27 protein-coding genes and 1 pseudogene are annotated in these 24947 nt (G+C 56.9%); 15 read left to right on the top strand and 13 right to left on the bottom strand.

Annotation, left to right across the window (positions count from 1 at the left end; translation table 11 throughout):
* Nucleotides 1-3 precede the first annotated feature (3 nt).
* Nucleotides 4-921, top strand: a complete 918-nt coding sequence (locus tag ATY79_RS01025; RefSeq protein ID WP_088702681.1) for a N(4)-(beta-N-acetylglucosaminyl)-L-asparaginase — start codon at nt 4-6, stop codon at nt 919-921.
* A gap of 21 nt (nt 922-942) precedes the next feature.
* Complete coding sequence (locus tag ATY79_RS01030) at nt 943-1734, top strand: transporter substrate-binding domain-containing protein (protein WP_088702682.1); 792 nt, start codon at nt 943-945, stop codon at nt 1732-1734.
* A gap of 37 nt (nt 1735-1771) precedes the next feature.
* On the opposite strand, the gene ATY79_RS01035 is transcribed toward ATY79_RS01030, so the two are convergent.
* From ATY79_RS01035 to ATY79_RS01060, 6 genes are all read right to left on the bottom strand, one after another.
* On the bottom strand, nt 1772-2773 hold the full coding sequence (locus tag ATY79_RS01035; protein ID WP_088702683.1) for a LacI family DNA-binding transcriptional regulator: 1002 nt from the start codon (nt 2771-2773) through the stop codon (nt 1772-1774).
* Between the two features lie 348 nt (nt 2774-3121).
* Nucleotides 3122-3376: a DUF2934 domain-containing protein gene (locus ATY79_RS01040; protein WP_088702684.1), complete on the bottom strand. Its 255-nt coding sequence runs from the start codon at nt 3374-3376 to the stop codon at nt 3122-3124.
* Nucleotides 3377-3516: 140 nt separating this feature from the next.
* Complete coding sequence (locus ATY79_RS01045) at nt 3517-3903, bottom strand: VOC family protein (protein ID WP_088702685.1); 387 nt, start codon at nt 3901-3903, stop codon at nt 3517-3519.
* A gap of 3 nt (nt 3904-3906) precedes the next feature.
* Nucleotides 3907-5004 carry a Gfo/Idh/MocA family oxidoreductase gene (locus ATY79_RS01050; RefSeq protein ID WP_088702686.1) on the bottom strand — a complete coding sequence of 366 codons (1098 nt, stop codon included), beginning with the start codon at nt 5002-5004 and terminating at the stop codon, nt 3907-3909.
* Between the two features lie 11 nt (nt 5005-5015).
* The gene (locus tag ATY79_RS01055) at nt 5016-6026 is read right to left on the bottom strand and encodes a Gfo/Idh/MocA family oxidoreductase (RefSeq protein ID WP_088702687.1); all 1011 of its coding nucleotides are present in this window, start codon (nt 6024-6026) and stop codon (nt 5016-5018) included.
* Between the two features lie 409 nt (nt 6027-6435).
* A complete protein-coding gene (locus ATY79_RS01060; RefSeq protein WP_088702688.1) occupies nt 6436-6636 on the bottom strand; it encodes an SEL1-like repeat protein in 201 nt (66 codons plus the stop codon).
* Nucleotides 6637-6761: 125 nt separating this feature from the next.
* On the opposite strand from ATY79_RS01060, the gene ATY79_RS01065 reads away from it, so the two are divergent.
* The 3 genes and pseudogenes from ATY79_RS01065 to ATY79_RS31205 all read left to right on the top strand — a co-directional run bounded on the left by ATY79_RS01065 (nt 6762) and on the right by ATY79_RS31205 (nt 9203).
* Nucleotides 6762-7445, top strand: a complete 684-nt coding sequence (locus ATY79_RS01065) for an SMI1/KNR4 family protein (protein ID WP_088702689.1) — start codon at nt 6762-6764, stop codon at nt 7443-7445.
* Nucleotides 7446-7737: 292 nt separating this feature from the next.
* Nucleotides 7738-9011 (top strand): annotated as a pseudogene (locus ATY79_RS01070) (CHAD domain-containing protein); the annotation flags it as partial.
* Nucleotides 9012-9041: 30 nt separating this feature from the next.
* Nucleotides 9042-9203 carry a hypothetical protein gene (locus ATY79_RS31205; RefSeq protein WP_245312305.1) on the top strand — a complete coding sequence of 54 codons (162 nt, stop codon included), beginning with the start codon at nt 9042-9044 and terminating at the stop codon, nt 9201-9203.
* Nucleotides 9204-9494: 291 nt separating this feature from the next.
* Here the strand turns inward: ATY79_RS31205 and ATY79_RS01075 are convergent, their stop codons facing one another.
* Nucleotides 9495-10553, bottom strand: a complete 1059-nt coding sequence (locus ATY79_RS01075) for a DMT family transporter (protein WP_088702690.1) — start codon at nt 10551-10553, stop codon at nt 9495-9497.
* A 390-nt stretch (nt 10554-10943) separates the two neighbouring features.
* Between ATY79_RS01075 and ATY79_RS01080 the strand changes: the two genes are divergently transcribed.
* From ATY79_RS01080 to ATY79_RS01115, 7 genes are all read left to right on the top strand, one after another.
* Nucleotides 10944-11165 carry a DUF982 domain-containing protein gene (locus ATY79_RS01080; protein WP_088702691.1) on the top strand — a complete coding sequence of 74 codons (222 nt, stop codon included), beginning with the start codon at nt 10944-10946 and terminating at the stop codon, nt 11163-11165.
* Nucleotides 11166-11274: 109 nt separating this feature from the next.
* On the top strand, nt 11275-11757 hold the full coding sequence (locus tag ATY79_RS01085; RefSeq protein ID WP_088702692.1) for a hypothetical protein: 483 nt from the start codon (nt 11275-11277) through the stop codon (nt 11755-11757).
* A 1218-nt stretch (nt 11758-12975) separates the two neighbouring features.
* On the top strand, nt 12976-13197 hold the full coding sequence (locus ATY79_RS01095) for a hypothetical protein (protein WP_088702693.1): 222 nt from the start codon (nt 12976-12978) through the stop codon (nt 13195-13197).
* A 3-nt stretch (nt 13198-13200) separates the two neighbouring features.
* Entirely contained in the window at nt 13201-13413 is a 213-nt protein-coding gene (locus tag ATY79_RS01100; protein ID WP_088702694.1) for a hypothetical protein, read from the top strand.
* A gap of 473 nt (nt 13414-13886) precedes the next feature.
* Nucleotides 13887-14939, top strand: a complete 1053-nt coding sequence (locus tag ATY79_RS01105; RefSeq protein WP_088702695.1) for a hypothetical protein — start codon at nt 13887-13889, stop codon at nt 14937-14939.
* A gap of 248 nt (nt 14940-15187) precedes the next feature.
* Nucleotides 15188-15406 carry a hypothetical protein gene (locus ATY79_RS01110; RefSeq protein ID WP_088702696.1) on the top strand — a complete coding sequence of 73 codons (219 nt, stop codon included), beginning with the start codon at nt 15188-15190 and terminating at the stop codon, nt 15404-15406.
* A 54-nt stretch (nt 15407-15460) separates the two neighbouring features.
* The gene (locus ATY79_RS01115) at nt 15461-15817 is read left to right on the top strand and encodes a hypothetical protein (protein WP_088702697.1); all 357 of its coding nucleotides are present in this window, start codon (nt 15461-15463) and stop codon (nt 15815-15817) included.
* A 107-nt stretch (nt 15818-15924) separates the two neighbouring features.
* On the opposite strand, the gene ATY79_RS01120 is transcribed toward ATY79_RS01115, so the two are convergent.
* The 4 genes from ATY79_RS01120 to ATY79_RS01135 are packed head-to-tail and all read right to left on the bottom strand — an operon-like array spanning nt 15925 to nt 18478.
* Nucleotides 15925-17289, bottom strand: coding sequence for an ATP-binding protein (locus ATY79_RS01120; protein WP_088702698.1), 1365 nt, complete (start codon nt 17287-17289; stop codon nt 15925-15927).
* Nucleotides 17290-17299: 10 nt separating this feature from the next.
* Entirely contained in the window at nt 17300-17638 is a 339-nt protein-coding gene (locus ATY79_RS01125) for a hypothetical protein (RefSeq protein WP_141105685.1), read from the bottom strand.
* 2 nt (nt 17639-17640) lie between these two features.
* On the bottom strand, nt 17641-18288 hold the full coding sequence (locus ATY79_RS01130) for a lysozyme (RefSeq protein WP_088702700.1): 648 nt from the start codon (nt 18286-18288) through the stop codon (nt 17641-17643).
* Nucleotides 18275-18478, bottom strand: coding sequence for a hypothetical protein (locus ATY79_RS01135; protein ID WP_088702701.1), 204 nt, complete (start codon nt 18476-18478; stop codon nt 18275-18277). The genes ATY79_RS01130 and ATY79_RS01135 overlap by 14 nt, the downstream gene beginning before the upstream one ends.
* A gap of 157 nt (nt 18479-18635) precedes the next feature.
* On the opposite strand from ATY79_RS01135, the gene ATY79_RS01140 reads away from it, so the two are divergent.
* Entirely contained in the window at nt 18636-19424 is a 789-nt protein-coding gene (locus tag ATY79_RS01140; RefSeq protein WP_245312289.1) for a sterol desaturase family protein, read from the top strand.
* Nucleotides 19425-20100: 676 nt separating this feature from the next.
* Here the strand turns inward: ATY79_RS01140 and ATY79_RS01145 are convergent.
* Nucleotides 20101-20343 (bottom strand): DUF982 domain-containing protein, encoded by a 243-nt coding sequence (locus tag ATY79_RS01145; protein ID WP_088702703.1) that lies wholly within the window; start codon nt 20341-20343, stop codon nt 20101-20103.
* A gap of 353 nt (nt 20344-20696) precedes the next feature.
* Between ATY79_RS01145 and ATY79_RS01150 the strand changes: the two genes are divergently transcribed.
* Both ATY79_RS01150 and ATY79_RS01155 read left to right on the top strand, forming a co-directional pair.
* Complete coding sequence (locus ATY79_RS01150; protein WP_088702704.1) at nt 20697-20918, top strand: hypothetical protein; 222 nt, start codon at nt 20697-20699, stop codon at nt 20916-20918.
* Nucleotides 20919-21131: 213 nt separating this feature from the next.
* A complete protein-coding gene (locus tag ATY79_RS01155) occupies nt 21132-21386 on the top strand; it encodes a hypothetical protein (RefSeq protein WP_088703001.1) in 255 nt (84 codons plus the stop codon).
* Nucleotides 21387-21675: 289 nt separating this feature from the next.
* Here ATY79_RS01155 and ATY79_RS01165 read toward each other — a convergent pair whose 3' ends face one another.
* Nucleotides 21676-24804, bottom strand: a complete 3129-nt coding sequence (locus ATY79_RS01165) for a rhomboid family intramembrane serine protease (protein ID WP_189637937.1) — start codon at nt 24802-24804, stop codon at nt 21676-21678.
* Between the last annotated feature and the right edge of the window lie 143 nt (nt 24805-24947).

The raw sequence follows: 24947 nt of genomic DNA on the forward strand, positions 1-24947 counted from the left end.
AAGATGCTCCTTTTGGCCAATAAAGAAGCCTGGCCGGGCTTTCCGACATCCGTCGAAATGTTGCGTGACGGTGCAGTCAGCCTCGACGCGATGGTTGCCGGGATCAGCAAGGTGGAAAGCGACGTCAAAGTGCGCAGCGTCGGTTACGGCGGCTGGCCCAACATGCTTGGCAATATGGAGCTTGATGCCGCGGTCATGGACGGCAACACGCGCGAAGTCGGCACGGTTGGCGCCGTTCCAAATACGCTTGCCGTCGCACGCCTTGCACATGAGGTCATGAAGCGCCTGCCGCACGTCATGCTGACCGGCGACGGTGCGCGGCGCTTTGCCAGTGAAATCGGTTTCTCAGAAGACAGTGTATTGTTCGAGGACAGCAAGCGGGTCTGGTGGGAGCGACTGGAAAAGGAACTCTCGCCTGAGGATCTGGCGAAGTTTCCAGACATTCCGTTGGCCCCTCTCAGTCGTGCGATCACCGATCCGGAGCGCGTTCGCGACACGACCGTCTTCCTGGCCGCCGATCCCAAGCGCGGCATCCACGCGGCGACGTCGACCTCCGGTTGGGCGTGGAAATATCCCGGTCGGCTTGGCGACAGCCCCATCCCCGGCGCTGGCTTCTACGCCGACAGCCGCTACGGCGCGGCCGCGTGCACGCATACCGGCGAAATGACGATGCGCTGTTCGACGGCGCGCACGGTCGTTCTTGCGATGAAGCTCGGCTATTCGCTCTCAGACGCCGTGAAGCTCGCCGTCGATGAGCTCAATGAGCTCTCGTGCGGCTTCCTGGCCGGCGTCGTGATCCACGCTGTCGATGCCAAGGGGAACCACGAGGTCGTAAATTTCAGATGCGAGGGCGAGATTCGCTACTGGCTCTGGGAGGATAAGATGCCCGAACCGGAACTGCGGGCAGCGAAACTGGCATAAATCAAACGAGGGAATGAAACCATGAAACGCATTCTGACTGCTCTTGCCGCCATGGCCATCGTGGCCGGTTCGGCACTTCCGTCCCTTGCGGGAATGATCGAAGACATCCGCTCGCGCGGCACCGTTCGCATCGGTGTGTCGCTCGGTGGTGAGCCGATCGGTTTCCGTGATGCGCAAAACAACCCGGTCGGTTATGATGTCGATGTCGCAACGCAGCTCGCCCAGAAGCTCGGCGTGCCGGCGGAATTCGTCGACGTCTCGGGCGACGCTCGTATCTCGATGCTCGTTTCGGGCCAGATTGACCTTGCCGTTGCCAATACCTCCGCAACGCTCGAGCGCGCCAGGACAGTAAACTTCACGATCCCCTACAATCGCGCTGGCTTGCGCGTCATCGTTCAGAAGGACGCGGGCATCAAGGAATTGAAGGACCTCGCCGGCAAGAAAGTGGTCGTTGGTCGCGGTACGACGGGCGAGAGCTTCCTGAAGGCCGCCGTTCCTGAGGCCCAGCTCGTCTATGTCGATCAGTTTGCACCTGACGGTGTTCTTCAACTGCAACAGAAGCGAGCCGATGCGGCAATTGAGGATTCGTCGCTGCTCGATTACCTCGCGACAAAGAACCCGTCTCTCGTGACATTGCCGGGCCTTTATTCCAACGATCCGATCGGGATCGCCGTCGCCAAGGGAGATCCGGAGTTCGTGCGCTGGCTCGACATGTTCGTTTCCGACTACATCCAGTCGGGCGCTTATGCGACAAATTACAAGAAGTGGTGGGGACCGGAATCCAATCCCCCTGCCCTGAACCCTCAGTGGTAAGCTGTTTGCGGGCCGTCTTCGGGCGGTCCGTTTCTCGTTAGGCGGTCAGGCGTGGCACGAAACAGGTCGGCACTGTGACCGGCGGCTGGCCCGGTTTGAAATTGCCGGGATTGGCGACGGAATCGACGATATGGCGGACATAAAGTGCCTTGTCATAGCCGATCGACGAGATCGGATAGGCGTCGAAATCGGTCAGCGACAGATTGTCGAAACCGTAAAGCCGGAAGCATGAGGGACGACCATCGGGAAAGTCGGCCCGACAGACGTCCAGGATGCCCATCGCCATTGCATCGGATGTACAAAATACTGCGTCGGGAGGATTAACGCCCCTGATCTCCGTCGCCGCCGCATGTCCGCTTTCATAGGAGTAGTCGCCCTGGACCGTTCGAAGGAGATTGATCCCATAGTGCGAAAGGGCGTCCTGGTAGGAGCGAATGCGCGCCTGCTCGACAGGAGAAGACGCCCGTCCGGTCACCAGAACGGCGCTGCGCACATCTTTCGATGCTGCATCAGCAACGGCTTCGGCAATGCCGGCGTGCTCGTCAGGGATAATCACGGGAGAAAACTCGTCGTGAAGACCGTTCAGCATGACGACATGGTCGGAGCGGAACATGCGACGAACGGTCGGCGCGTCGGCAAAATCGGAAAACACCAGCGCAGCGTCGACATGGTAGGCGACGCCATTGCGCAGGAATTCCTCGACGCGCGCAACAGATCCGATGCGGATCAGGATGACCTGTTTGCCGATCATTTGGACCTGATCGATGAGCCGGTCAAAGAGATCGAGGTCGGAGAGATCATGGATGTGATTGACGACGACAGCGACGAGATTGACGGTCTTGGTCGTCAGGCTCTGCGCCAAAAGGTTCGGCTTGTAGCCGAGGCTTGCAGCGGCGGCAATGACGCGCTCTCGCTTCTCGGACGATACCGGTCGCGGCTCGTTGGAAAGTGCTCGGCTTGCAACCGCACGCGAGACACCCGCCATGCGCGCAACATCGGCAATCGTGGGGGGAGCGTCGCGGCTATTGTCGTGATTCATGATCGAGAGCTTTCCACCTTTGGAGCGTGATAACGCAACGTCGCGTGCTTCGGCTATGTAATCTTTCGCTCCTCGAGGGTTCGCGAGCCGCTTTACAGGGATTTTATGCTTTTTCCCTTTGTCTGACTTTCCTCTGGTTGGAGGAACTTCATGTCGATCAGTCTCGCACTTGTCGCATTACCGGGTTTCGGGCGGCCTGGTGCGTGACCTCTCAGAAAACATTTCGCCGCTCTCGTCGACACCGCACTGTCTGCCGCCGTCCTGGCTGCAGTCGGGCAACATTCTCCTGCGGGAGTAATGGGACGGTCTGCGCCGAAGCAACGGTCATCGTGCGCCGGGCAATATCAATCATGCAGATGCTTTTTGTTCCGGTGCGCCGGTGTCGATGCCATTTTCAGCGTCCCTGGCACGCATCAGGCGGCCCATTGCCCGCAAGCGCGCGATAAGATCGCTGCCGTCAACGGAAGCGCGGGTCAGTTCGAGGTGTTGATATTCCAGGGCGGCCTGCTGCCAATGTTCGCCACTGCGACCCTCCGGTCGCCCTTCGGCTTCCCAGAGTGCGTAAGCGCGCTGATTGATCCAGTCGTCTTTGCTGTGTGACATGCCAGCCCCCAGCCATGAAGGAATGTATCGTCATCGTCAGGCTACCAAATGGGCATTGCGGAGTCGTTACCGCAGTGCAAAAAAATCTGCGGCGGCCTTGTTTGTTTTTGGGATCAATCGCGTTTCAGTTCACGACGGCGTTACGCGAGCTCGACGACAATACCGTCGGGATCGCGAAGAAAGGCCACGCGGTCCAGCACTTCAGAATTGACGGCGGGACGCGGCCTCTCCTTGATTGCCACGCCTGCCGCTTGGAGCTTTGCGAAACTTTCATCGACGTTGTCGACAAGAAAGGTAATATGCAGAACGCCCGATGTGGCGGGCGGCAGATCCGATGCAGATCTGGCGCCGCCCAGGGGCGCGAAGATCTCAAGCATGCCGTTGCCGGTGTCGAGGAACGCCACGTCCGTGCCGTTGGCCATGGTCTTGCGCAAATGAAGACGCAGGCCCAGGAGGTCGCGGTAAAAGGCAAGCGACCGGTCCATATCACCAGTCACCATGCCGACATGCTCGAAGCTCTTGATCATGATTCAGGCTCCGACGACCAGACGTCTCTCTTCTTCCGGCAACCAGGAATGATAGAGCGGATGCTCGGCGAGGATCGGCAGTGGCGTCGGCTTGCCCGTGCGCTGCGAATGGTAGGCGGCCGTGACAATCTCCAGCGAATTGCGGGCATCTTCCAACGTCACCGGCAGCTCGCCGCCGGTGGTCAGCGCATGGTGGAAGAGTTCGAACTGTCTGGTGTAGCCGTCTTCCTTGACGACATAATCGGCCAGCGCCTCATCCACGCGCTTCTGGTGCTCCTCCGTCCCGGCAATGAAGCTCCAGGGATCTCGACCCATTGTGTAGGGCTCGAGAATGCTTTCTGCGACGAGATCTGAGAAGCAGAAGCGCAGACGAGAGATTTCCTTACGGGAACCGAGCGTCATCGACAGCGTCGCCAGCGAACCGTTTTTCATTTTCACCGACAGAGCTGCCGTGTCCTCGACCTGGATCGGATTTACCAGCGTCGCCCCGTAGGAGAAGATCTCGGCACATGCGCCATGCACATAATTCAGCATATCGTGCGCGTGTATCGCGTGTCCAAGCAGGCCGCCACCCAGCTCCGTCACCCATTTTCCGCGCCATGGCACGGCATAATAGTCCGGCCCCCGCCACCAGTGGGTCTCGATTGTGGTCAGGAATGGAGTGCCGGTAAGCCCGAGATCGATCAGCATTTTGAGTTTCTGAAGTCCCGAGCCGTAGCGATACTGAAAGATCGGCATCAGTTGCGGACCCTCGGCGCGCGCAACAATGCGGGCCATCTCGTCGACCTCAGCTATCGAGCCGAACAGCGGCTTTTCGCAAATGACGTGCTTTCCGGTTTCGATTGCCTGACGGCACAGCTCGAAATGAGAGCTCGGCGGGGTGCAAATGTCGATGATATCGAGATCGGAGCGAGCGATCATCGTCTCTGCATCCTGGGTATATTCGGGAATGCCGAATTCCTCGCAAAGCGCCCGGCCGCGGTCCTCGTCGAGCGAGCAAAGGACCACAACGTCAAACAGCTCCTTGTTCCAGGCAAAGCCCGTCAGGTGGCGCGAAGCGATGCCTGCTCCGATGACGCCGACGCGAAACTTCTTGGACATGATAGCTTCCCTTAGCGGTGACCCAGGCGCGCGGCCCTTGATTGTGCTTCCAGTGATAGGCGGCAGACCTCGTAGACATGGGCCTGCGACATCGCCGTCTCGGTCCGGTCGCGCACATCGGCAGCGAAGGCATCGAAGTAGTCAAGCTTCTCGCCGCTGCAATCGATATGCGTCATCTCCTTGCCATTGACGAGGAAGAGGTGGTCCTTGCCAGGGCGCCCGGCGATATCGATGTATTTGCGCAGTTCGATGTAGCCCTCCGTGCCAAGGATGGTCAGGCGGCCATCGCCCCAGGTCGGCAGAGCCTCCGGCGTAAACCAGTCGACACGCACATAGCCCGAGGCTTTCTCCGAGCGCAGCAGAACCTCGCCGAAGTCCTGAAATGCCGGCTTGTCGGGCATGCCGAAATTGCCGACCGAACTTGCCACGACTTCACCGCCGGTCGACCCTGTATAGAAGAGGAACTGATCGACCTGGTGCGAGGCGATATCGACGATAATGCCACCGAATTGCTCCGGATCGAAGAACCAATTCGGCCGTGTCGGCAGTTGCAGCCTGTGCGGCCCGATGCCGAGTGTCTGGATCACCGTACCGATCGCGCCTTCCTTGACGAGCTTGCCCGCCTTGACGGCAGAGCGAACGCAATGGCGCTCGGAAAAGCAGATCGAAAAAATGCGGCCGGTCTCGGCGACCGTGCGTTTGACCTCTTCGAGTTGGGCAAATGTCGTCACGCCGGGCTTGTCGGTCATGACATCCTTGCCGGCCTGCATCGCGCGGACGGCCAATCCTGCACGGTGACTGGGGATCGCGGCGATGCAGACGACGTCGATCGACGGATCGGCGAAGATTGTGTCGCGATCGATCTGCGGGGCATTTGGATAGGTTTTCTTGAAGGTTTCCAGCAGCGCAGGCACTGAGGTCTGCGGGCAATATCCGACGAACTCGGCACCCGCCGCAAGCAGGCCCCTCACGTGATCGAACGTGTGCCCATGATCGATCCCGACGACGGCAAATCTCAACATAACAGCAATGTCCTCCTGGGAAATTCACGAAGCCCAGTGACTCAGATCCTGGGCGGTCTCCTCAGCCTGAAGCTGACAGCGAAACCGGCGCACTGTCAAGGTTGGACCGGCGACCAGAATCCAGACACAACATATTAACCCACGGAAATTAAAAACAATTTTTTGTATCTAAATAGTTATTTATTTATCTGGCTCGCCCTCTGACAGACTCGCATCTGCCAATGCTCGCTTGCATGTTCCATCTGCACGCTTGTTTGGATGATTTGTACCAGGTTTGCTGCGTTGTCGCTGATGAGCCCGCGCCTCTTGAAAAACCCTAGACTTTTTACTGATGCACCTATTCCGGTTCGAACCCGTCGGGCTGCTTCCTCGGCGGCGACATGCCTTCGAAACCCTCTACGGCTGGAACCTATAGTGTGGGCATCAATAGAGGGAGGACGTCTTTGATGGCATTGTCCGCCTTCCCGCTCCAGTATTTTGCCTTTTCATGATCTTTAGGCACGCCAATTCCGGCTTCATACATTCCGCTCAGGAAGAGTTGGGCGTTCGGTAGATTTTGCTCCGCCGCCTTCGTAATCCAGAAAGCTGCCTGATCTGCTTCGGCAGGCACGCCGCGACTCCAGGCGCGACGTGCGCATGATTTCAATGGCTTCACTCCCCTCCTGGAGATTATTGGATTTTGATGCTATCCGCAAAACACCCGTTGCGTGGGTCAGTCGAACGTGAGGCATATCCTTGATCCGCATTACTCGTCGCATATTCGGGGCGCTTGCCGCTGGCTTATCGATGCCACGTCGAAGCGTGGCGGCTCCCGAGTCGTCCAATCCGCTTGCCATCCAGCCGGAGAAACTGGTCGCAGATATGAAGCGCATCGACACATGGCTCGCCGCGCACGCACCGCCTCGATTTCTTCCGATCTATCGCGAACCGGCGTCGTTGGAGCAAATAACCCAAGCCGAACGGGAAATTGGGGTGCAATTCCATCCCGATTTGCACGCCCTATTGAGCTTCACGAACGGTGCCACCAGCAGCTCTCCCTCGCTAGCGGGCGCATTTGGCTTAATGACACTCGATGAGATGGTCTCGGCTTACAAATTCCTGCTCGAGGAGTTTCCAGGCGGCAAGAATCTCGAGAACCCAAACCATGCGCCAATCGATGCCGACGTGGGTGTCCGGCCAGTGTGGTGGTGGCCCAAGTGGATTCCTTTTATGGAAAACGGCGGGGGCGACTATCTATGCGTCGACATGGACCCGACGGCGGGTGGGAATTTGGGGCAAATCGTCATCTACTACCATGATGAGGCCTTCCGCAGAAGAGATGCGCAGAGTATTGGCGAAATGTTCGCACGCATCGCAGATGGACTGGAAACAGGAACGTACACGTTCAATCTCAACCATCGGATGATAGCCAAACGATGAGTGGTTTCGGGCTCCTATCATGTCGCGGCTAACGGCGCTCAGATCGGCCTCGCTTTGTTGGATTCGTTTCGATCAAAGATCGAGTATCAGGCTTCCACGACGGATTCGTTTGCGCGACCCGCAGACCGCAAACGATGCTCGGCCATGCCTCACTGCCTGATGGCCGTCGGGTCTGCCAAAGAGCTATAATGATTGTGCCGGCCGCTGCAGACTCTCAAATTGGCGTCACCGTGGCGTCAGAACGGGCGAACGATTTTGAGAACGAGGCGTTTCCGGAAAGTCCACTTTCAGCATGGAGCCTCAGTTGAACGCGGAAGTTGAAATCAAGCTCGACATCTCACGGGAAGACCGTCCTCGGCTGATTTCTTCGGAACTGTTGGGAGACCCGGAGGAGACCGTACAGCAGCGCTCGATCTATTTCGACACATGCAATCACGACCTCTTCAAGTCCGGCTTTACACTACGTATCCGGAGAATCGGCGAGACCTACACGCAGGCCGTCAAGGCAGCCGGCGCTGTCGCATCGCTGTTTGCGCGATCGGTGTGGGAGCAGCCCCTTACAGATGAGAGACCTGTCTTTGATCACACGACGCCCCTTCAACGCGAGTTCGGCGACATACTTCAGGACCTCGAGCCGCAGTTTACCGTTGAAGTCGAAAGACAGATTTGGCGACCAAAGGAGAACGGTGCTGACGTCGAAGTCGTCGCGGATCAGGGCTTGGTCAGAGCGGGAGACCGGGAGACGCGGATTTGCGAAATCGAGATCGAACTGAAGGATGGCGACCGAAATGCCCTGTTCGGCATTGCGCGCAAGATCGAGGCGGTGGTCCCCCTGCGTTTCGGCATCGTCTCGAAAGCCGGGCGCGGCTACCGTTTGATCGCCCCTCGGCAACTGGCGTCGAAGGCGGAGCCGATCGAGCTTGACCGGAGCATGCGAGCGATTGAGGCCTTTCAGGCAATCGCCTCCGCCTGTTTCCGGCAATTCCGTTTGAACGAGGAAATCCTTCGCTGTCACGCAAACCCGGAAGCCCTCCACCAGGCGCGGGTCGCGCTTCGTCGCATGCGTTCCGCGTTCTCGCTTTTCAAGCACGTCGTTTCAGACGCAGAGAGCCCGCGCCTCAACGGCGAACTCAGGCACCTGGCAGGCGTGCTCGGTAAGGCACGCGACGTGGATGTGCTGTTGTCCCGGAAACCTCGAGGCGATCTCCGCGATCGCTTGGAGGAGGTGCGGAAGGATCGCTACGAGGACGCGTCAGATGCGCTGAATGGCTTTCGAGGCCGCGCCTTGATGCTGGACCTGAACGAGTGGCTGCACAGTGGGGACTATCTGTCGAAACCGACGACAGCCGAAGAGCGAGATCGTCCTGCGGCCGACTACGCTGCATTCGCCCTCGACCAAGCCAGAAAGAAATTGAGGAAACACGGCAAGGCGCTTGCCCACGTCGATGACGAGCAGCGGCATCAGGCGCGCAAGGATGCAAAAAACTTCGCTACGCGGCAGAGTTCTTCGCCTCTCTCTACAACGACAAGAAAGGTGCCCGGCGCCATAAGCGCTTCATCGATGCCATGGAGGAATTGCAGGATCAACTCGGTGCCTTGAACGATCTCGTTACTGGCGCAATCGTGCTTGCAGACATTGGGCTTGGCGATCATCCGGAGGCGGAGGCACTCACCGTCCATGGAGACAAAGACGCGATGATCAGGTCCGCTCAGACCGCGCTCGACGACGTCATCGATGCCAAGAAATTTTGGAGATAATACCGGCCACAGGTAGTCGCCGGCGAGCTCCAACCTTGATCGTCTCATCGTTCAGAGGCTAAAAGCCTTCTATGCGAAAGACGACTCGAAGAAGACTCCTCGTCTCGGCCTTTCTGCTCTGCATGGCGATCGGGCTGGCCGAAGTCGCTTTTGCCACCGCAATCTACTTCGGCTGGTCGTCCAGCGGCTGAGCATCCACTATTACGGTCCGAGTCTCGCCCTGAAACGAAAGCGGTGTGCTGCTCCCGCTTGAGTTTGTCGCCAGGACCTTGGGGCGGCGGCGTCTTTTTATTAATGCGAGTGGCGGTGGTGTAGATCAGGGTAATGTGCGTGCTTGTGCCTAAGCGGTTCGTGTCTATGCCAGTGTGAATGGGGTTCGGTGAACGGTCCCTCGTGGGCATGCTGGTGATGTTCGTCATGGATATGCGAGTGTTCGTGCTCCAAAACGTCGTGGAAATGCTCGTGGTCGTGGCGCTCAGCCAGATGGAGCCACAAGCCAATGCCCATCAGGATTCCCGCTCCGACAAGCTGAACCGTTATGGCCTCGCCCAAGAAAGCAACAGCGAGCATTGCGCCGATGAAGGGAGCTAAAGAGAAGTAGGCTCCGGTGCGAGCTGCCCCAAGATGGCGAAGCCCGAGCATGAACATCACAAGGCTGATCCCCACACCGAGGAAACCAACAATAGAACCGGCGAAGACGAAAGCGGGGGTCGGCAATGAAGCGCCGAATAAGATGGCTAATGCAAGATTGGTCGCACCGGCCACAAGCCCCTTGATCATGGCAATTTGAACCGGGTCAGCAGACGACAGCTTTCGTGTAAGGTTGTTGTCGATACCCCATGACAGGCATGCGGCCGCTATAAGCAGCCCACCAACATCGAGATTGAGCGTCCCGCCGTCCCATGACAGCAGGGCCGCGCCCGCGAGAATGGCGGCCGCACCCAGTAGCAATCGGCGATCAACGTTCTCACGAAAGACCAACCATGCAATGCACATGGTCGCCAATCCCTCAAGATTGAGCAGCAACGACCCCGATGATGCTGACGTGCGAGCAAGCCCCAGCATTAAGAGAAGCGGACCGAGCACGCCTCCGAACAGGACCACCAGAACCAACCAGGGGGTATCTCTCACCTGGAGCGGTGCCTCGACATTTGGCAGTCCGATCAGGCGGCGGCCCGAACTGACGATAACGAGGCCAAATCCAGCCCCTAAGTATAGAATTCCAGCCAACAGCCAAGGATCGATTGATCCCATAAGGAGCTTCGAGAGTGGCGCGGAGGCACCGAAGAGAACAGCGGAACCCAAAGCGAGCGGGACGCCGGGCCAAAGGTGGTGGCTTTTATCGATCATGTCCTTCAACTACCACACGTCATGATCCGCTATCTACCTCGAATGGCTCCACGGCAGCATTCAGCGATCTTGTTCTGCCTGTGGCCGTTGACGATAGCGGTGAGCGTGCGGTTTCGGTAAGTCGCCTCGTACTGCAATCGACCCGGCGACCTCAACAGAATGTGTTTGTCGGTACTTCATGAATAATCTCATCTGATGATCGGTTACATGCCGACCCGGCACAAAGGTGGTTCTCCATTCCAGAAAACCGTCATCGTATCGGGCCGACCGCGATCATGAGACGTCGAAATTTGCGCCGCGGCGGTGGGTGTAACTCCGGTCGGGCTACGCCCTCCCTTCGTCACACCCACCGCCGCCGAGTCTCATCTTGATTGACGGGCAGTTGAAGGCATGGCCGAGATCCAGACGCAGCGATGGCCGGAGGAGCAGCAGGGCGATGCATGGCGGGGGGCCATAGAGGCTTGTCTGAGAGCATTGGAAACGCAGACGAACGCCGAGGCGGCCCGAGCCGCGTTCATGATGGCAGCCGAAGATGCTGGCATCGACGTTAACGGGAATCCGGAACTGTTTGAGCCTCCCCCAAGGCGGGAGAAGCCGAAGAAGAAGCGCTAGGCACGGCCTTGACGCCATCTAGTCAGCCTACTCCCTTCGGATAAATTTTCTCCAACCGCCTGCTCTGCGACGCTAGCCACCGACACTGAGGGTAAAGGGAGGTTCCGCCTTGGATGCAGCGTACCCAGGCGATACAGCAAGCATTCACGAGATTCTCGGTCTGGCATCGCAGTACCGAATGGCCGCTATCTTGCTCGGAGAACGATCACCACGGGGCCAGCCACTGTCTCACATTCCGCGTCGGTTTCTCGCTCTGCACTCGATCGAGCTTTACCTGAATGTGTTTCTGCTCGCCAAAGGAATTCTCGACCCTGCATCCGTTCGCGGCCTTCAGCACAATATTGGCGAACGATCAAGAATGGCTTCGGATGCCGGGTTGAACTTGCGCAAGCGTACGGCCGAGCACCTGGAGACCCTGACCTCGAAGCGGGAGTACCTGATTACAAGATACGGTCCTGAAATGACTGCTGCGCTGTCGCAGGTGAACCGCGTCATGGCGACGCTCGAGGAATTGTCGCAGAAGGTTCCGAAGGTCGTCGGCTCGGCAGCCAGACCCAGCACGAGTGCTACCCGTCCGAGAGCGCCTGTTTGATGGTGAGGCACCTGACGCGGTGAAAATCGAAAATCACGTCGAGCGGGCTTCAGGATCGGGAGAGAAACTCAGGCGTTGCCTCCGAAGAGCTAAGCTTCTCTCCCTCTGGCATTCGAGATTTCGTCCTGTACAGGATGCTCGGTCCCCGTTGCGCCCTGTTTAAGCCGCACCGTTCGGTTTGCCATGCCGGCACATTAGCGATCCCGGAAATAATTGAAACAAATTTCTGACGTGCTTCAAGGAGGACCGCGCTTGCCCAATTGACTGCAGCAAGCGCATCGGGAATATCTCCCTCAAAAGTCGAGGATAATTCACGATGCAACTACGGTCGATCGCTAGCTTCTTTCCTCTAATTTTCGCGCTGAGTTTGTCGATCGCATCGCCGTCTTCCGCGCAAGAAGATCGTAGGTCTTCCGGCTTACTCGACCGGCTGCCCGGCGAAGACCCTTCGTGCGATTTCGTTAATCGCTCCTATGAGCGCGCACATTCCAAGGGAATTTCGCGAAGGGGACATGTTCAGTGACGGATGCGGACCTCCCGAAGGGAAGAAACAGGCCTTTACACCCGAGTTTACAAGGCGCTTGCAGGCACTGTTTCCCGCCGGCAGTGATGCGGCTGGTATAGAGCGGGCCTTCAATCGATGGGGTTCAAGGTTGTTTCACCTTGTCCTAAGTACAATCCGAATGTCCGTCTGGCCCAGTTTGCCAAAAAGGGTGTCTAACCCCGATGGACGCCGAGGTAAGATGGCACGTGACAGAGGACGGGAAAGTGGCCGAACTCAGCGGCGACATCTCTTACAAGCCGAGGGGTGAAATCCACTAGCCCGCGCGGGCAGAAGCCAATTGAGGCGGCCTTTTGCCAGCCGCTAGTTGGCTATCGTGGCGCGAACGCATGAACATTCCGAGCCGCCGCCACGGCGGGAGAAGCGGAAGAAGAGGAGCTGAAGGTTCATTAGTTTGAGGGGCTGACCTCGAAGCCGAACCCGGCCCTTCCGTGTATTAACCGGGCGTGCGGTTGAGCGACTATGGCGAATTTGCTTCGACCGCGCGCCCATGCGGGGCTTCTTTTGGGCCAAGAACGACCTCGAAGCAGGTAGCCCTTCGGCCTGGGCCATCCTGTGGAAAACTCGGCTGATACGGCTTATAATGTCTGCATCGGTCCAAGTGCACGGCATGGGTCGATTATGCGCCCCTGCCGTAAATCGGGAGGGATGTATCGATGATGTTTCCCACATTTCCCACGCTCAAAAACGGCGAGATTGAAGTCCTCACCTCCGTCATCGAAACATGGTGCAAGGAAAAGCAAATAGATCCCGAAAGCGAGTGCGCTCGAGCGGTGACCGCCACGGCGCTTGACCTGATGCACGACGGCTTCACGACTCGTGAGAGCTTGTCGATCGCGCTTGCCAACGCGCTGGAGCCAGAAGGGCGAGCGGAGTAGGTGATGTCGACGAGCGATACCAAGACATTCAAAATCCGGCTGAGGCACGCGAACGACCGAGGATTGAATAAACAACAGCGGGAGCTGGTTGACGCTTATCGATTGGGGAAGCTCGACGAGAAAGATTTCCAGTTCCAGCTTTCAAAAGATCCGGCGTTGGCTAAGTGGGTGCGCCAGATATTGGAAGCTGCAAGCAACGATCCCCTGAGCAATTGATGCGCCCAGCAATTTTGGGCCCTCCCCCAAGACGGGAGAAGCCGAAGAAGAGGCGCTAGGCACGGTTGTCATTCGGCTTTGAGAAACGATAGATCCGAACCGCTACCCAGCCCGCCACTACCGCGAGAAAAAGACTACTCGGCGACAGCCATGCCGCGATCGAAATGATTGCGTCATTATCCTCGCACTGGACAGCGTCGGGACATCCGCGGAAAGAGCTGTCGCTCCAGGCGACAAAGCCAGCTAATCCAAAAAAGAGGAACATTGCAAAACCGGACAAGGCAACCGCCCACGCAAATATGACGTCATCTTCGCAGCCTTAGAGATACTCATCGCGGTTCCACCTATTGGTGCTGGGCTCTCACCACTGTCATAGAACCGAAGAAGCTTCCAACGATTATTATTGTCCTCACTTGGCTAATTGACTGCTGCAAGGGCATCGGGGATATCTTCCCTCAAAAGTCGAGGGAATCATGAAATTTCAACCCGCCTGCCTGGGCGCGACCTTGTTCGCTACGGTTCTTTTTGCGCAATCACTTGCCTTTGGCGCCGACGCACGGCGCCCCGATGAGCGGCTCGACCGCACTTGTACCGCCGTCAACGAAGCCGATGTCAATACACGAAGGGGCTACAACTACCGGGAATTGATCCATCAGCCCTTTCTAGATGGAAAAACGAAAGAATATATCGAGATCATTTTCAGGGCTTCCGCCTCGTTCGAAAGATATTCGGGCAGATCCACCTGGCAAGAATTCGACCTTCACGAGGTCGATCCGTACGACCAAAGATACACCTCGTGTACGTCCGTCGGTATCGAAAATAATAGCTTTCACTACTATGCCAATTGGAACAAGCCCGGGTACCGTGCATCGGCCGAAATTTGGTTGACGCCCGACAGGAAGAAACTCTCGAAGGTCATACGTCGCTATCCACCCGACAAGAAAGAGTTTCCGTTCTCAACGGTCATTTCGACGTTTGACTATCATGCTCAGGAAGCGAAGCGTCCTGACGACGCATCAATTGTCACCCGTGATGTATGGAAAAACGACGCCACCTGCGATGCGGTGAACACGGCGTACGTAAAGACCCGCCGAAGCAAGGAATACAGCGAGGTCATTTACGGAGTCAAAGAGAACGGCTCTCTGGACGCGTTCCGAGAGATCAGGGTTACCAAGACGAAGCATTTTGAGAGACGTCCACGCTCAACCGAGTGGATGCCCTACGACCCCGATTACTGGTCTGCCGTTGATCGCTATGGGCCTAAGTTTTCGGATTGCAGCTTGGGGGAGACTGCCAACGTCGGCTCAGAGCCGGCAACTTACTATACAGCAAGGTGGCATAAAGACCCGTTCTCCGCCAACATAGGCATTTGGGTCTCCGATAAGGATGGGCGAATGATGAAGACCTTGCGTCAATATGATGATCCCACATGGGAGTTCCCATTTCAGGTAGTGGTGGAGCTTTACAACTATGATCCAGCGAGCGCAGTCATGCCTCCGAATCTGGGCGATACAAGTGAACGCTAACCTCCCTCCTTTCGCGCTAGGACCTTGGTCCGACTAGCGCGCTTCCCTGATCAGCGTAATCTGGAGTTGTCCTGAGCTGGGCAGGACACGAAGGGAAGCCGCCACCCGCGCGGTACGCCCCACCGAAGGCTTCCCTTCAATCTCTTCGATGACTCGGCACCGTGGTCCTACTCCCTTCAGACAGATTTGATTCCAGCGCGTGCTCTGCGACGCTGCACCCGGTTAAGGAAGTGAAAACGGGGGCGCCAATGAGCGGTTTTACTGACGAGGAGCGCGCGGCCGAGATGAAACGCCGCGATGATGCCATTCGAAATTCCATCAAGGCCGCGGAGAGAGACAGAGAAGCGTGGCGCATCGCGGACATGCAGCGGATGGATACAAGATGCCTCCACTGTAACAATCCGATGCACTCTTGGCAGGCAACAGACCCCGAAAACCCGTTGTGCGATTTCTGCCTTGGGGACTGATCGCAAGCAGCGCCTCAAAAGCCGTAAGCACAAGAAGAGGGAAGAGGTACGCTCATGCCCGTGAGATTCATCGATCGGAAAGATGAAATCAGAGATGCATTAGTTCGCGTGGCGGAGGGCGGCGAGCCTGTCACGTATGAGAAATTCGGGGACGAGGTCGGAATCTGGCGCATGCGCGGTGCGAAGGACTTGCTCGATCTCATTGCCAAAGAAGAAAAGAGCCATGGCCGGCCTGACGTGACTTACATGTTGAAAAGCGCCACGTCGGGATATCCATCACAAATCGGCGGCCAATTGGCCAAGCCGCCGGCAGACTGGCAAAAGCGGCTTGCATGTGAGGAAATGCAGAAAATCATTAAAGAGTATTGCCCAGGTAAGCGGCAGAGCAACTTCCGGCCGAAAGTCGGCTAGTCACGGAGGCGCGCTCGATAGGCTCTGTTGCCCCTGGGCGTCTTGATGAGGAAGACGAGGAGATCAGCCGGCGAGCCCTCCTGATCCGCGATTTTCTTTAGCGCAACTCAAAGCTGGCCCGGTGGGGGCGCTGCTTTAGCCGTAGCTTTCTTGTGAACGTACTTCTGATTTGGATGGTTCTTCATTTCCGGAAAGAGGTAGCTCAAGCTTCCGTCTCGAACCATTCCGTACAAATAGTTTTGAGCGATATAGACAGAAGACCGATCCATGAGTTTCGCTAAGTCTGCCGCCGATAACGCCTTCCACGAACAAAGGTCTTGAATTATTGCAGACATCTTCTCGGGAGCGGCTCTTCTACCCAGCGCCACTGACTGGAGAGCTACGCGTAATTTTGCGGGAACATCGCGGATGCTGATTTCTGTATCTTGGGAGCTGCCGCCCTTATCTTGGGAGCTAACTTCCAAGGTAGCTTCAGTCTCATCACTTGCGGCAAGCAGACGCTCTCCCGCCTGATAGTAGGTTTTAGAGCTACTCCCCTTCAGGACCAACAGCTCTAAATCGCGCAGTTTTTTCAGACTGCGACTTGCTGAATAGGTATCTACCTTACTGAAACTGCGAAAGGTGGAGTTATCAATTGCGCCCACCTCGCGAACGAAAATCAGGGCCCTTTTCTGGTCCTCAGATAGATCGAGATCAGAAAACTGTTTCAGCCAATCCCAATCTGACCGATTCAAGAAATGATGGAATAGGAAAATGGCCGTAAAGGTGTCGTTGTTTCTGTCGGAATCTAGTGACGGTGCGGACAATCCTGTTCCTTCGAGCTGCTCCCGCATTACTCGAATGCCGCTTCCTTTATTTTCAGCGAAACGGGTATCGTGGAGTATCGCAGCTAAATGCGGGTTTCTACTGACGGACCCAGGGTCATCGAACTTGTCTTCCGATTTCAAAGAATAACCGGGTTTTTTGATCACGAGCCGGTTCGCGTAGCGGATTATCTGAATAGGTTGATGAATCTGGTAGTTACGATGCATCAGCGCATTCACAACCGCCTCACGAAGTACCCGCACTGGCAGTATTGGCAGGTCTAGTCTCTGCCCAGACCTGTTGTCCTCCAGATGAAACGCTTTGGGCAAGTCATCTGTAATAGCGGCAATGATGCGGGAGATCACAAGGATGATCGGCCCTCGCATATCAATCGACTCAAAACGATTTTCTGGATCAGAAATCCATGTCCTCCCTGGGACGCGGATGTAGTCGATGCGGTGAACTGGAAACAATCGCCGGATTGCTGACGCCCTGCCAAAGGTTAAGATTCCCGCGGCGGTCACCCTGAGGCGTCCGTCAAGTCTACGCAGCGCTCCCACGGCATGCAGCAGCTCCTCGTCTCCCCAGTTGAGTTCCTCAGCCTCCGCATTGCTCTCCTGCCTAGCTTTACGATAAGCAGAAATTGCAGCCGGATCGATATCATCCATCGAAGCGTCGTCAATAACATGGGTGTCGAACGCTTTGTTCTGTTTTCCATGGTAAAAGGTCAGAAGGTCTTCTTCGGTACACCGGATGTGTGCGTTTCCGATACTCGTCGGTGATCCGTGCCGCCTGTTGGGCTCGACGGCGTTCCTCGGTCAACTGTGAGGCCAGAGTGTCGCGCTCGAACTTGGTGACCATCTGTGAGGTTGCTTCTCTTGCCACGGACGCGTCGTGAATAGGCAACCAGATCCGGAACCCGGCATAGAAAAAACCGATGATCGCCAGGCCGATGAGCACGCGCCCGATCTTGGACTTTGCGAGGGAGACGAGGATGTTCCAGGCGATCGTCCACATGGTCATAGACCCGAGACGCAAAGTTCGGCTTCACCGATACGTTGGGCATCGCCCATCTCGCGACGAAGCACCAAGCCGCGGACGATCATCTTGCCGGCCTTGTTGAAGGCGGTCTGGGCTTCGCAAGCATCCTTGTATTCGTTCTTGCCGACCTTCTTTGCGGCCGTCGATCGGATCTGCGCGGGTGTGCCGAAGTTGTAGGCCCCTGACGTCATCGACGCTTGCACCGTGTAAGGCGCCTGCGCGAAGCCATCGACCTTGTCGACCAGTGGGAGGAAGTAGTCACGAATGACCCGTTGGATCAGCATGGCGTCGCACTGTTCGAGCGTGAAGGTCGTGCCAAGTTTGACCGACTTGCCGTCGATCAGCGTTTCGCCCCAGCACACCGTTACCACGCCGACGATGTCGATATAGGCCGTCAGTTTGACGCCTTCCCACGGCTTGATCAGTTCCTTGATCGCCAGTTCGACGGCCGGCGGCGTGATTCCCTTGGCCACGGCGGCATGGATGATAGCCGGCGTAATCTCTGGATGCGCTGGCGCCGGCTTTGCCCCGGTAAAGGCTGTCCATCCGCTGATGCCGGCAGCAACGATGGCAGCCGCCGCCGCAGCCTTGCCGCGCTTGGATGCGACGATCTTATTTATCGGCATGGAGGTTTCCTTGGTCTTTGACGCGCAAGAGCGGGGACAACAGGAGGAGAGCGACCGAAAGCCACGACGGGATGTAATCGTCCAGGTACGGAACGATGTACGGGACCAGTTCCGACAGCAGGCTTAGATAGACGCACCACATGGAAGCCGAGCGCGTGAGGACGCGCCAGGGATTGCTGACGAGACGCATGGAAGGCTCCGGAATTGTGAGGAGGTTGTGGGAAGGCCCAAGTCCTTGACTTCTGCGTGCTCTGTGCGAGCCTGCATTGAGGGGATTGGGGAACTAAGCGGATATGCTAGAGTCTATTTCAGCCTTCATTGACCTGAAGACGATACTCATCGTCGCCATGATCTTCATCCCGCTTGAGCGCGTTGTTCCGCTTTATGCCGGTCAGAAAGTAATGCGAAAGCGCTGGCTGAACGATGTGTTCTATCTCTTTTTCAACAGCATCCCGATCTGGATCGGTTTTGTGCTGCTCGTTGGCTCACTGTTGGTTGCCAGCCGTTTCGTGGTTCCGGAAGGACTGGGCAACATTGTGCGAGCTCAGCCGATATGGCTGCAGACGATCGAGGTCGTTCTTGTCGCCGATACCGGCGTTTACCTTGCACACCGCGCCTTCCACGCCATCCCTTTCCTCTGGAAGTTCCATGCTATCCATCACAGCATCGAGGAAATGGACTGGCTGGCCGCTCATCGTGTTCATCCGGTGGACCAGATCGTCACCATGACGGTATCCCTGCTCCCGATTTATGCCCTTGGTTTCTCCAGCACAGCGATCGCAATCCATACTTTAATTTATCATGGGCAGGCGCTTCTGATACATTCGAACACGCGTATCGAGTTTGGACCTTTCAAATGGGTACTTGCCTCACCCGCGTTCCATCACTGGCACCATGCTAACGAGCGGCAGGCCTACGACAAAAACTTCGCCGCTCAGTTACCCTTCATCGATGCTTTGGCAGGCACCTTATACATGCCGGAGCGGATGCCGAAGGCATATGGCGTTGATGATCCTGTACCTCCGCTCTACCACCAGCAACTCGTGTATCCGTTCAAGCGCGCCGGCAGTGCAGCGGGAAATCAACTCCGTGGATATGCCGCAGTCGGAACGGAGAACCCTGAATCCGAGGCGTAGCGCGCAACGCTCTTGGTAACGCGGATCTCATCCATCCAGCCGTCTAAGACCGAGCGATGCGGCGGCACCTCGAAGTTCGACAACCAGGTCAGATAGAACCTGTGGGATGCTCCCTTCAAAGAATGTAGGCTCAATGGGTGTTGGGACTTCTTCCATCATTCGCCGATCTTCGCCGGGTCAAAATCCAAATGACTGTAAGAGTTTAGGCTGCATGGCGCAAGAAAATTGCCGATGTTGCTTGCCGATGTTTGCTTGGGAGGCTTCTCACCCATCTTTCCACGATTGGTCGAAGATTTTCGTCGCAAAAATCGACCGACCATGAATTCTCGTCAAAATACCCCATGGGCAAGATCCGTTTCGGCGACTTGCATCCCGGCGCTCCGCACACTTATGTGTGGATCGAGCCGATCTCCACGATTTCCTGTCGCGTCTTAGGGAGATGGCCAGAGCATCAGCACCGCTGAGGGGCTGGTCAGACTGGACGTGGTCGCGGAATGCTTCGGGCTGGCGGAGCTTCGATCAGAACACGACAAGGATGTTTTCCATGAACGCCGCCTTAGGAGGCACTGCGTGGTTTGGTACGCCGCCGGATTCCTGTGATCTTGAGTGAAACAGGCTTGGTGGTAAAGGGGATCACAATGGAACGACGGGCGGTGGGGGCCGCCCGTGAACGCGACTAATGCACATTCATGTTTGCTGCCTTGACGGCCGCCAGGAATTTTGCGCGAGCGACTTCACCGTCGATACGACCGGCCAGCGCACCGCGGCAGGCGTTCCGTGCCTCGACGAAGGGTGCGCTGCTGCAGTCCGCCCAACTATCGGTCAGATAGATGACCGCCTCGAACGGGCTGGCAACCGTCTCGCTGCTGCGGGTTCCAGTCGATATGGTGATTGGCGATTGCCACTTCGCTACCGGCATGACTTCCTCCTCCATTTTAACGGACTGCAAACGCAGACCGCGCACGAAGGTTCCCAACCACCAAGGCGAAATTTCGGCTGCTCACCACATTTGTTAGCAACCGCTAAAAAAAATCATGCGGCTCGCGCTCGGTCTTTGCGCCGGACAGCTAGACACCGGCGCGGAAGGCGTCATTTCGACACGCAAACCGCGATCTTTGATCTTGCGATCAATTGACATTCCTTCCTGCCAACTTCCCTAGATTTTCGCCAGCGGACTCCAGGGACATCGGTCGCTTGTGGGTGACTAAACGCGAAGCATAGTCATCTGTTGATTTTGTGATATCGTTCGCCTCCTTGTGGGGAGTAGGCGTTATGACGAGTTTGGTTGCGGACGCTTTTTATTGGGCGACATCCGATAAGCATACCGATGGGCGAACGACCATCGTGCAGGTTTCCACGATCTTCGGCCAAGATCCGGACTACTGGACTCTGGCGGTATTGGGGTCGGATCAGCACCACATGATCACCGACTTCGAGATCATCGCCCTTGTCGAGCCACCGGAAGCGTATCCGATCCGTCAGGCTGCCGAGTAGCGCGAGCAACAGGGCTCCGCAAGAAAAGCCCTCGTCTGTCGCCCGCGAAGGATCCAGATTTCGTTCAACGTCAGCTTGTTGACCGCATCGCACTGCGTCTTTTTGTGGTGTGATCCCTCCAAATTGTCAGATTGCCGAATATTAACCTTTCGTTAACCATGGCTCCTTAGCTTACCCGAAAGCGAAAGTCGGATGAATTTCGAGGAGGACGCCATGTCGCTCGCGACCGTGCCCGGCAAAATAAAGCTATATGGCAGTTATGCTATTTTGGTGATGACGGAAGGAAGTCTGCATCAGACAGTCTGCATCTCTGTTGATGCAATGCCTGCTGGCGAAGGGGACATGATCCAAGGTATCCTTCGTTATCTTCATGTTTATGAGAATATTGCGGATCGCAAGTTCTCTGAGGGCGAGCTGGCATATGATGGACGGGTGTGGATCACCTCTTCCGACATGACCTTGCACTAACGAAGGCGGGTCTCTCCACTCCGATCCGAAATCCCCCTACGGTCTTGCGTTAGGCAATCACCGTCTTCTCCATTGATATGAAGGCGCATGCCATTCGTCGGAGGTCCGCAGGCTCCTCGCTAGTCGCGATCGGTCGCGAAGCTGCTCGAAACCCTCTATGCCCCCGCAGTCTGGTCCGCGTCTTTTTCTCGGAGACTCCATAGTGCAAGAAATGACGGGGAATGTGCGCCCTTGCGCCGACCGAAAACCGACCCGTACCGGTCAAGGTGAGGATTTTGCCCAGCATGGATCATTTCATCGGCACAAGATCACCATGATGCCTTCCGTTGTCGTCAACCCAACGTATCGCAACGAGTTTGCCTGACGGATCGTAGCGGTCGGACTTCGATATCCACGGATAGGCTCCGCTGACATCGAAGACGACGTAGTCCCGCGAGCCGTCGTCATTGAAGTTGGTCTGGGAGACAATCTGCCCGCCGCTGCTATTAACCTGCTCGTAACGTGTCCACGGCTGCCGGGTGTCGGTGTCGTAAGTGATCGAGTAGTGACTGTGATCGCGATTTGTTTGGTCGATATATCGGAGCGACCCAGCAGCGTCATAGTGCTGCTGGTAGGCAGACCAGATTGCCGCGTTGGCAGTGTCGTAGCTGGTCACCACTTTAGCGCCGGTGTCGAAAAATCTGGTTTCAGTGAGTAGCCGGCCGGAGCTGTCCCTGAACTGTTCAAACTTGGACCAATCCTGACTGTTTGAAACGTCAAACGTGACGTAGTTTCTGGTACCGTCGTCATTCGCCTGGGCAATCGATGTGAGTTGGCCTGTTGTGCTAAAGGCCTGCTCGTGGCGCATCCATTTGCCCTGGTTGTCGACGTCGTAATTGACTTGATTCCTGGAGCCATCGTCCAGGACGGTGACCTGCGCCCTCACCAGCCCCTTTGCGCCCAGTTGCCTCGTAATCTTTGACCATGGTTCTGAATTGTCTGAGTCAAGATCGACGACGTCCGTCAAATTGCTCGTCTTGCTGTAGTATTCCAGCTTTTTCTGCGCGCCGGACGCCGCAAAAGTCACTCCAACCCGGGTACCGTCATCCCTGTGCTGCATTTCAAATGTTCGCGTGCCGCTCGGGGCGAAATCTTGTTCCACCCTGGTCCAGCTCTCAGTATTGAGGGGATCATAGAGCGTAATACTTGTCCTCCGGCCACCCTTGTCCTTGCGTTCAACGCTGCGCGGCCTTCCGGTTGCCACATCGAAAATTGTATCGATTGTGCTTCCTTCAACCGTGGTCTCAGTCTGTAAAGTCTTTCGGGTTCGGTAGTCGAACATGGTTCGGATCGTTGATCCGTTGGCAGCGTGTTCAATCACGTCATTGGGAGCTTTCAGCCGCTCTACGGAACCTGGTTCCGTAAAGGCATTCGCCGAGGATTGCTCCTTTGGCACTGTTTGCCTGGCTGACTGAATAGGCTTGGTTGCCGACTGCTTCGCGTTCGCGACCTCTCGCGTGGCGAGCAGTCTCAGTTCGCCCGCCGCTCCGTCATATTCCAAAAAGCTCTTCGGGCAGGACAACAAAGCACCTTGAAAGCGTCGATTAGCCTCCGCGATCTTGTCGCGCTGCAGGTACCATTCGCCGGCATAGAAAATGGCCTCGCACAGCTCATCGTTGTTTGCCGCCCCCATCGCGAGCTCCTCCGGGGTGAGTTTGCCGAGGAAGAGGTCGTAGATGGGGTACGGCCACTGGGCCGGTTTGAGTTTCGCGGCAGCGTTCTGCAGATTGGCGGCTGCTTCGCTGTCGCCGCCTCTTTCCTGTGCCAGGTATCGCCAAAGGCGGTAGTAAGGAGCCGGGACTCCTTCGGTTTCGGCTTTGGCAAGAAACTGCTCTGCGGCCTTGTCGTAGCGTCCTGCGAAAAACTCGTGGAACGGATCTCTCAGCACTGCCCCGCGTATCAGCGCAATAGGCAGTAGAGACACAATGGCCACGACCGCAAAGAGGCTGCTGAAGGCAACCGCAGCACCCCCGTAGCGGGGTAGCCGTCGTTTGCGCGGCCATGCCATGATGAGAAGACATCCGGCCAGAGCGCCTGCAACTGCACCGCCGAAATGCCCTGCGTAGTCCACTTGCTGTCCATCCTTGGTAGCGGAAAGAAACGGGATGAGCGCTGGTGCCAGTAGTCGCGCTGCGCCAAGCCTTAGCGCCGGGGCGATCGGAGCGAAAGGACGCCGGAAGCTGGTCACAATAGTGGCCGCGAATAGCCCGACGATGCCGCCGGAAGCCCCCACGCCGACAATATTCGGTGCGTTGATTAGGACGGAGGCGATCGCCCCGCCCAACGCGCTTGCGACGAAAATTGCACCAAACCAGCGCCAACCGGTCAGGCGCTCAAGTAGCCTGCCGGCGAACCACAGAGCAAGGCAATTGAAGACCAGATGCAGCGGACTGCCATGGAGCAATGGCGCGGTGAACAGCCGCCACCACTGGTGATTTTCGAAGATCGCGTTCCCGTAGGTTCCTCCGAGCACAAACAAGGTTTGCGAGCTTGGCCATCCTTTTTCCGGAGGATCCACACCGAATATCAGTTCGCCGATGTAGATTAGGACGAGCAGACCAATGATAAGATAGGTAAGGACCTGTCGAACAAGCGGCACTTCGGCCTCAGCGGGATGCGCGGTCGCAATCGCCTGCCCGCCCTCTGCTATAGTTTCGCGTGCATGCTTCCACGCTTCAAAGCAACGATTGAAGATCCTATCTGGGTCCCCCTGCAGCGTCTTGAGATTGAAGCTGGCTTCGCTTTTCGAGGCATGCATCACCATGCAAACGAAGCCCCTGAGACCCTGCCTACGAATGCTTTTTGCAATCCCCGGGTCGATCTGAAGCTTCAAGGCGTACAGATGTCGGCTACGCGAGCGTTCGAGGCCTTTGAGGGCCGCCCAGGGAATGGGCCGCGTGCTGAAACTTGGCAACAGGATACCGTCGGTCGATATTGCCAACGGGATATCTCTGGAGAGGAGATTCAACAAAGCTCTGGCGGCGAGCAGCCCGAAGAGTGTGGCCCCGATCCATGAAAAAATGATACCGGGAAAACGGCCGGCCCCTTCTGACATCCATGTGTTGGCGACGATCAGGGCCGCGAACACGAAGCCCCCCAAAACAGCCCGAAGCAATTTACCGTCGTCCCGACGGTACGACGTTGGTGGAAGAATCCTGGATGGGGCAGATCTGAAGTCCCCCGGCTGCAGCACGACTACAGCGCCGGAATAATCCAGACGTTCAGCATGGGGCACTCCTGAGGCGGCTGGAGCAGAAATACTCTCAGCGCCTTCGTCCTTCAGTTCGCCAACATCAGATGCGTCGTGCCAGTCGGAAAGGCCCTGGTGCCAAACTGGCGTATTAGAACGTAGTTGCCCGGCCTGAATAAGGATATACAACCTAGATTGTCAATTGGACGGCAATACACGCGCCGCTGCAGAAGTGTTGCGGCTTCCGAGCCTTGAGGCTTATGGGCTGCTCAAGGATTGCTCGGGGGTCTCCGTTTCGCTTGCTGATAACAGACAGTTGGACACATGGAAAA

Source organism: Rhizobium sp. R693, from assembly GCF_002211315.1.
GTDB lineage: Bacteria > Pseudomonadota > Alphaproteobacteria > Rhizobiales > Rhizobiaceae > Rhizobium.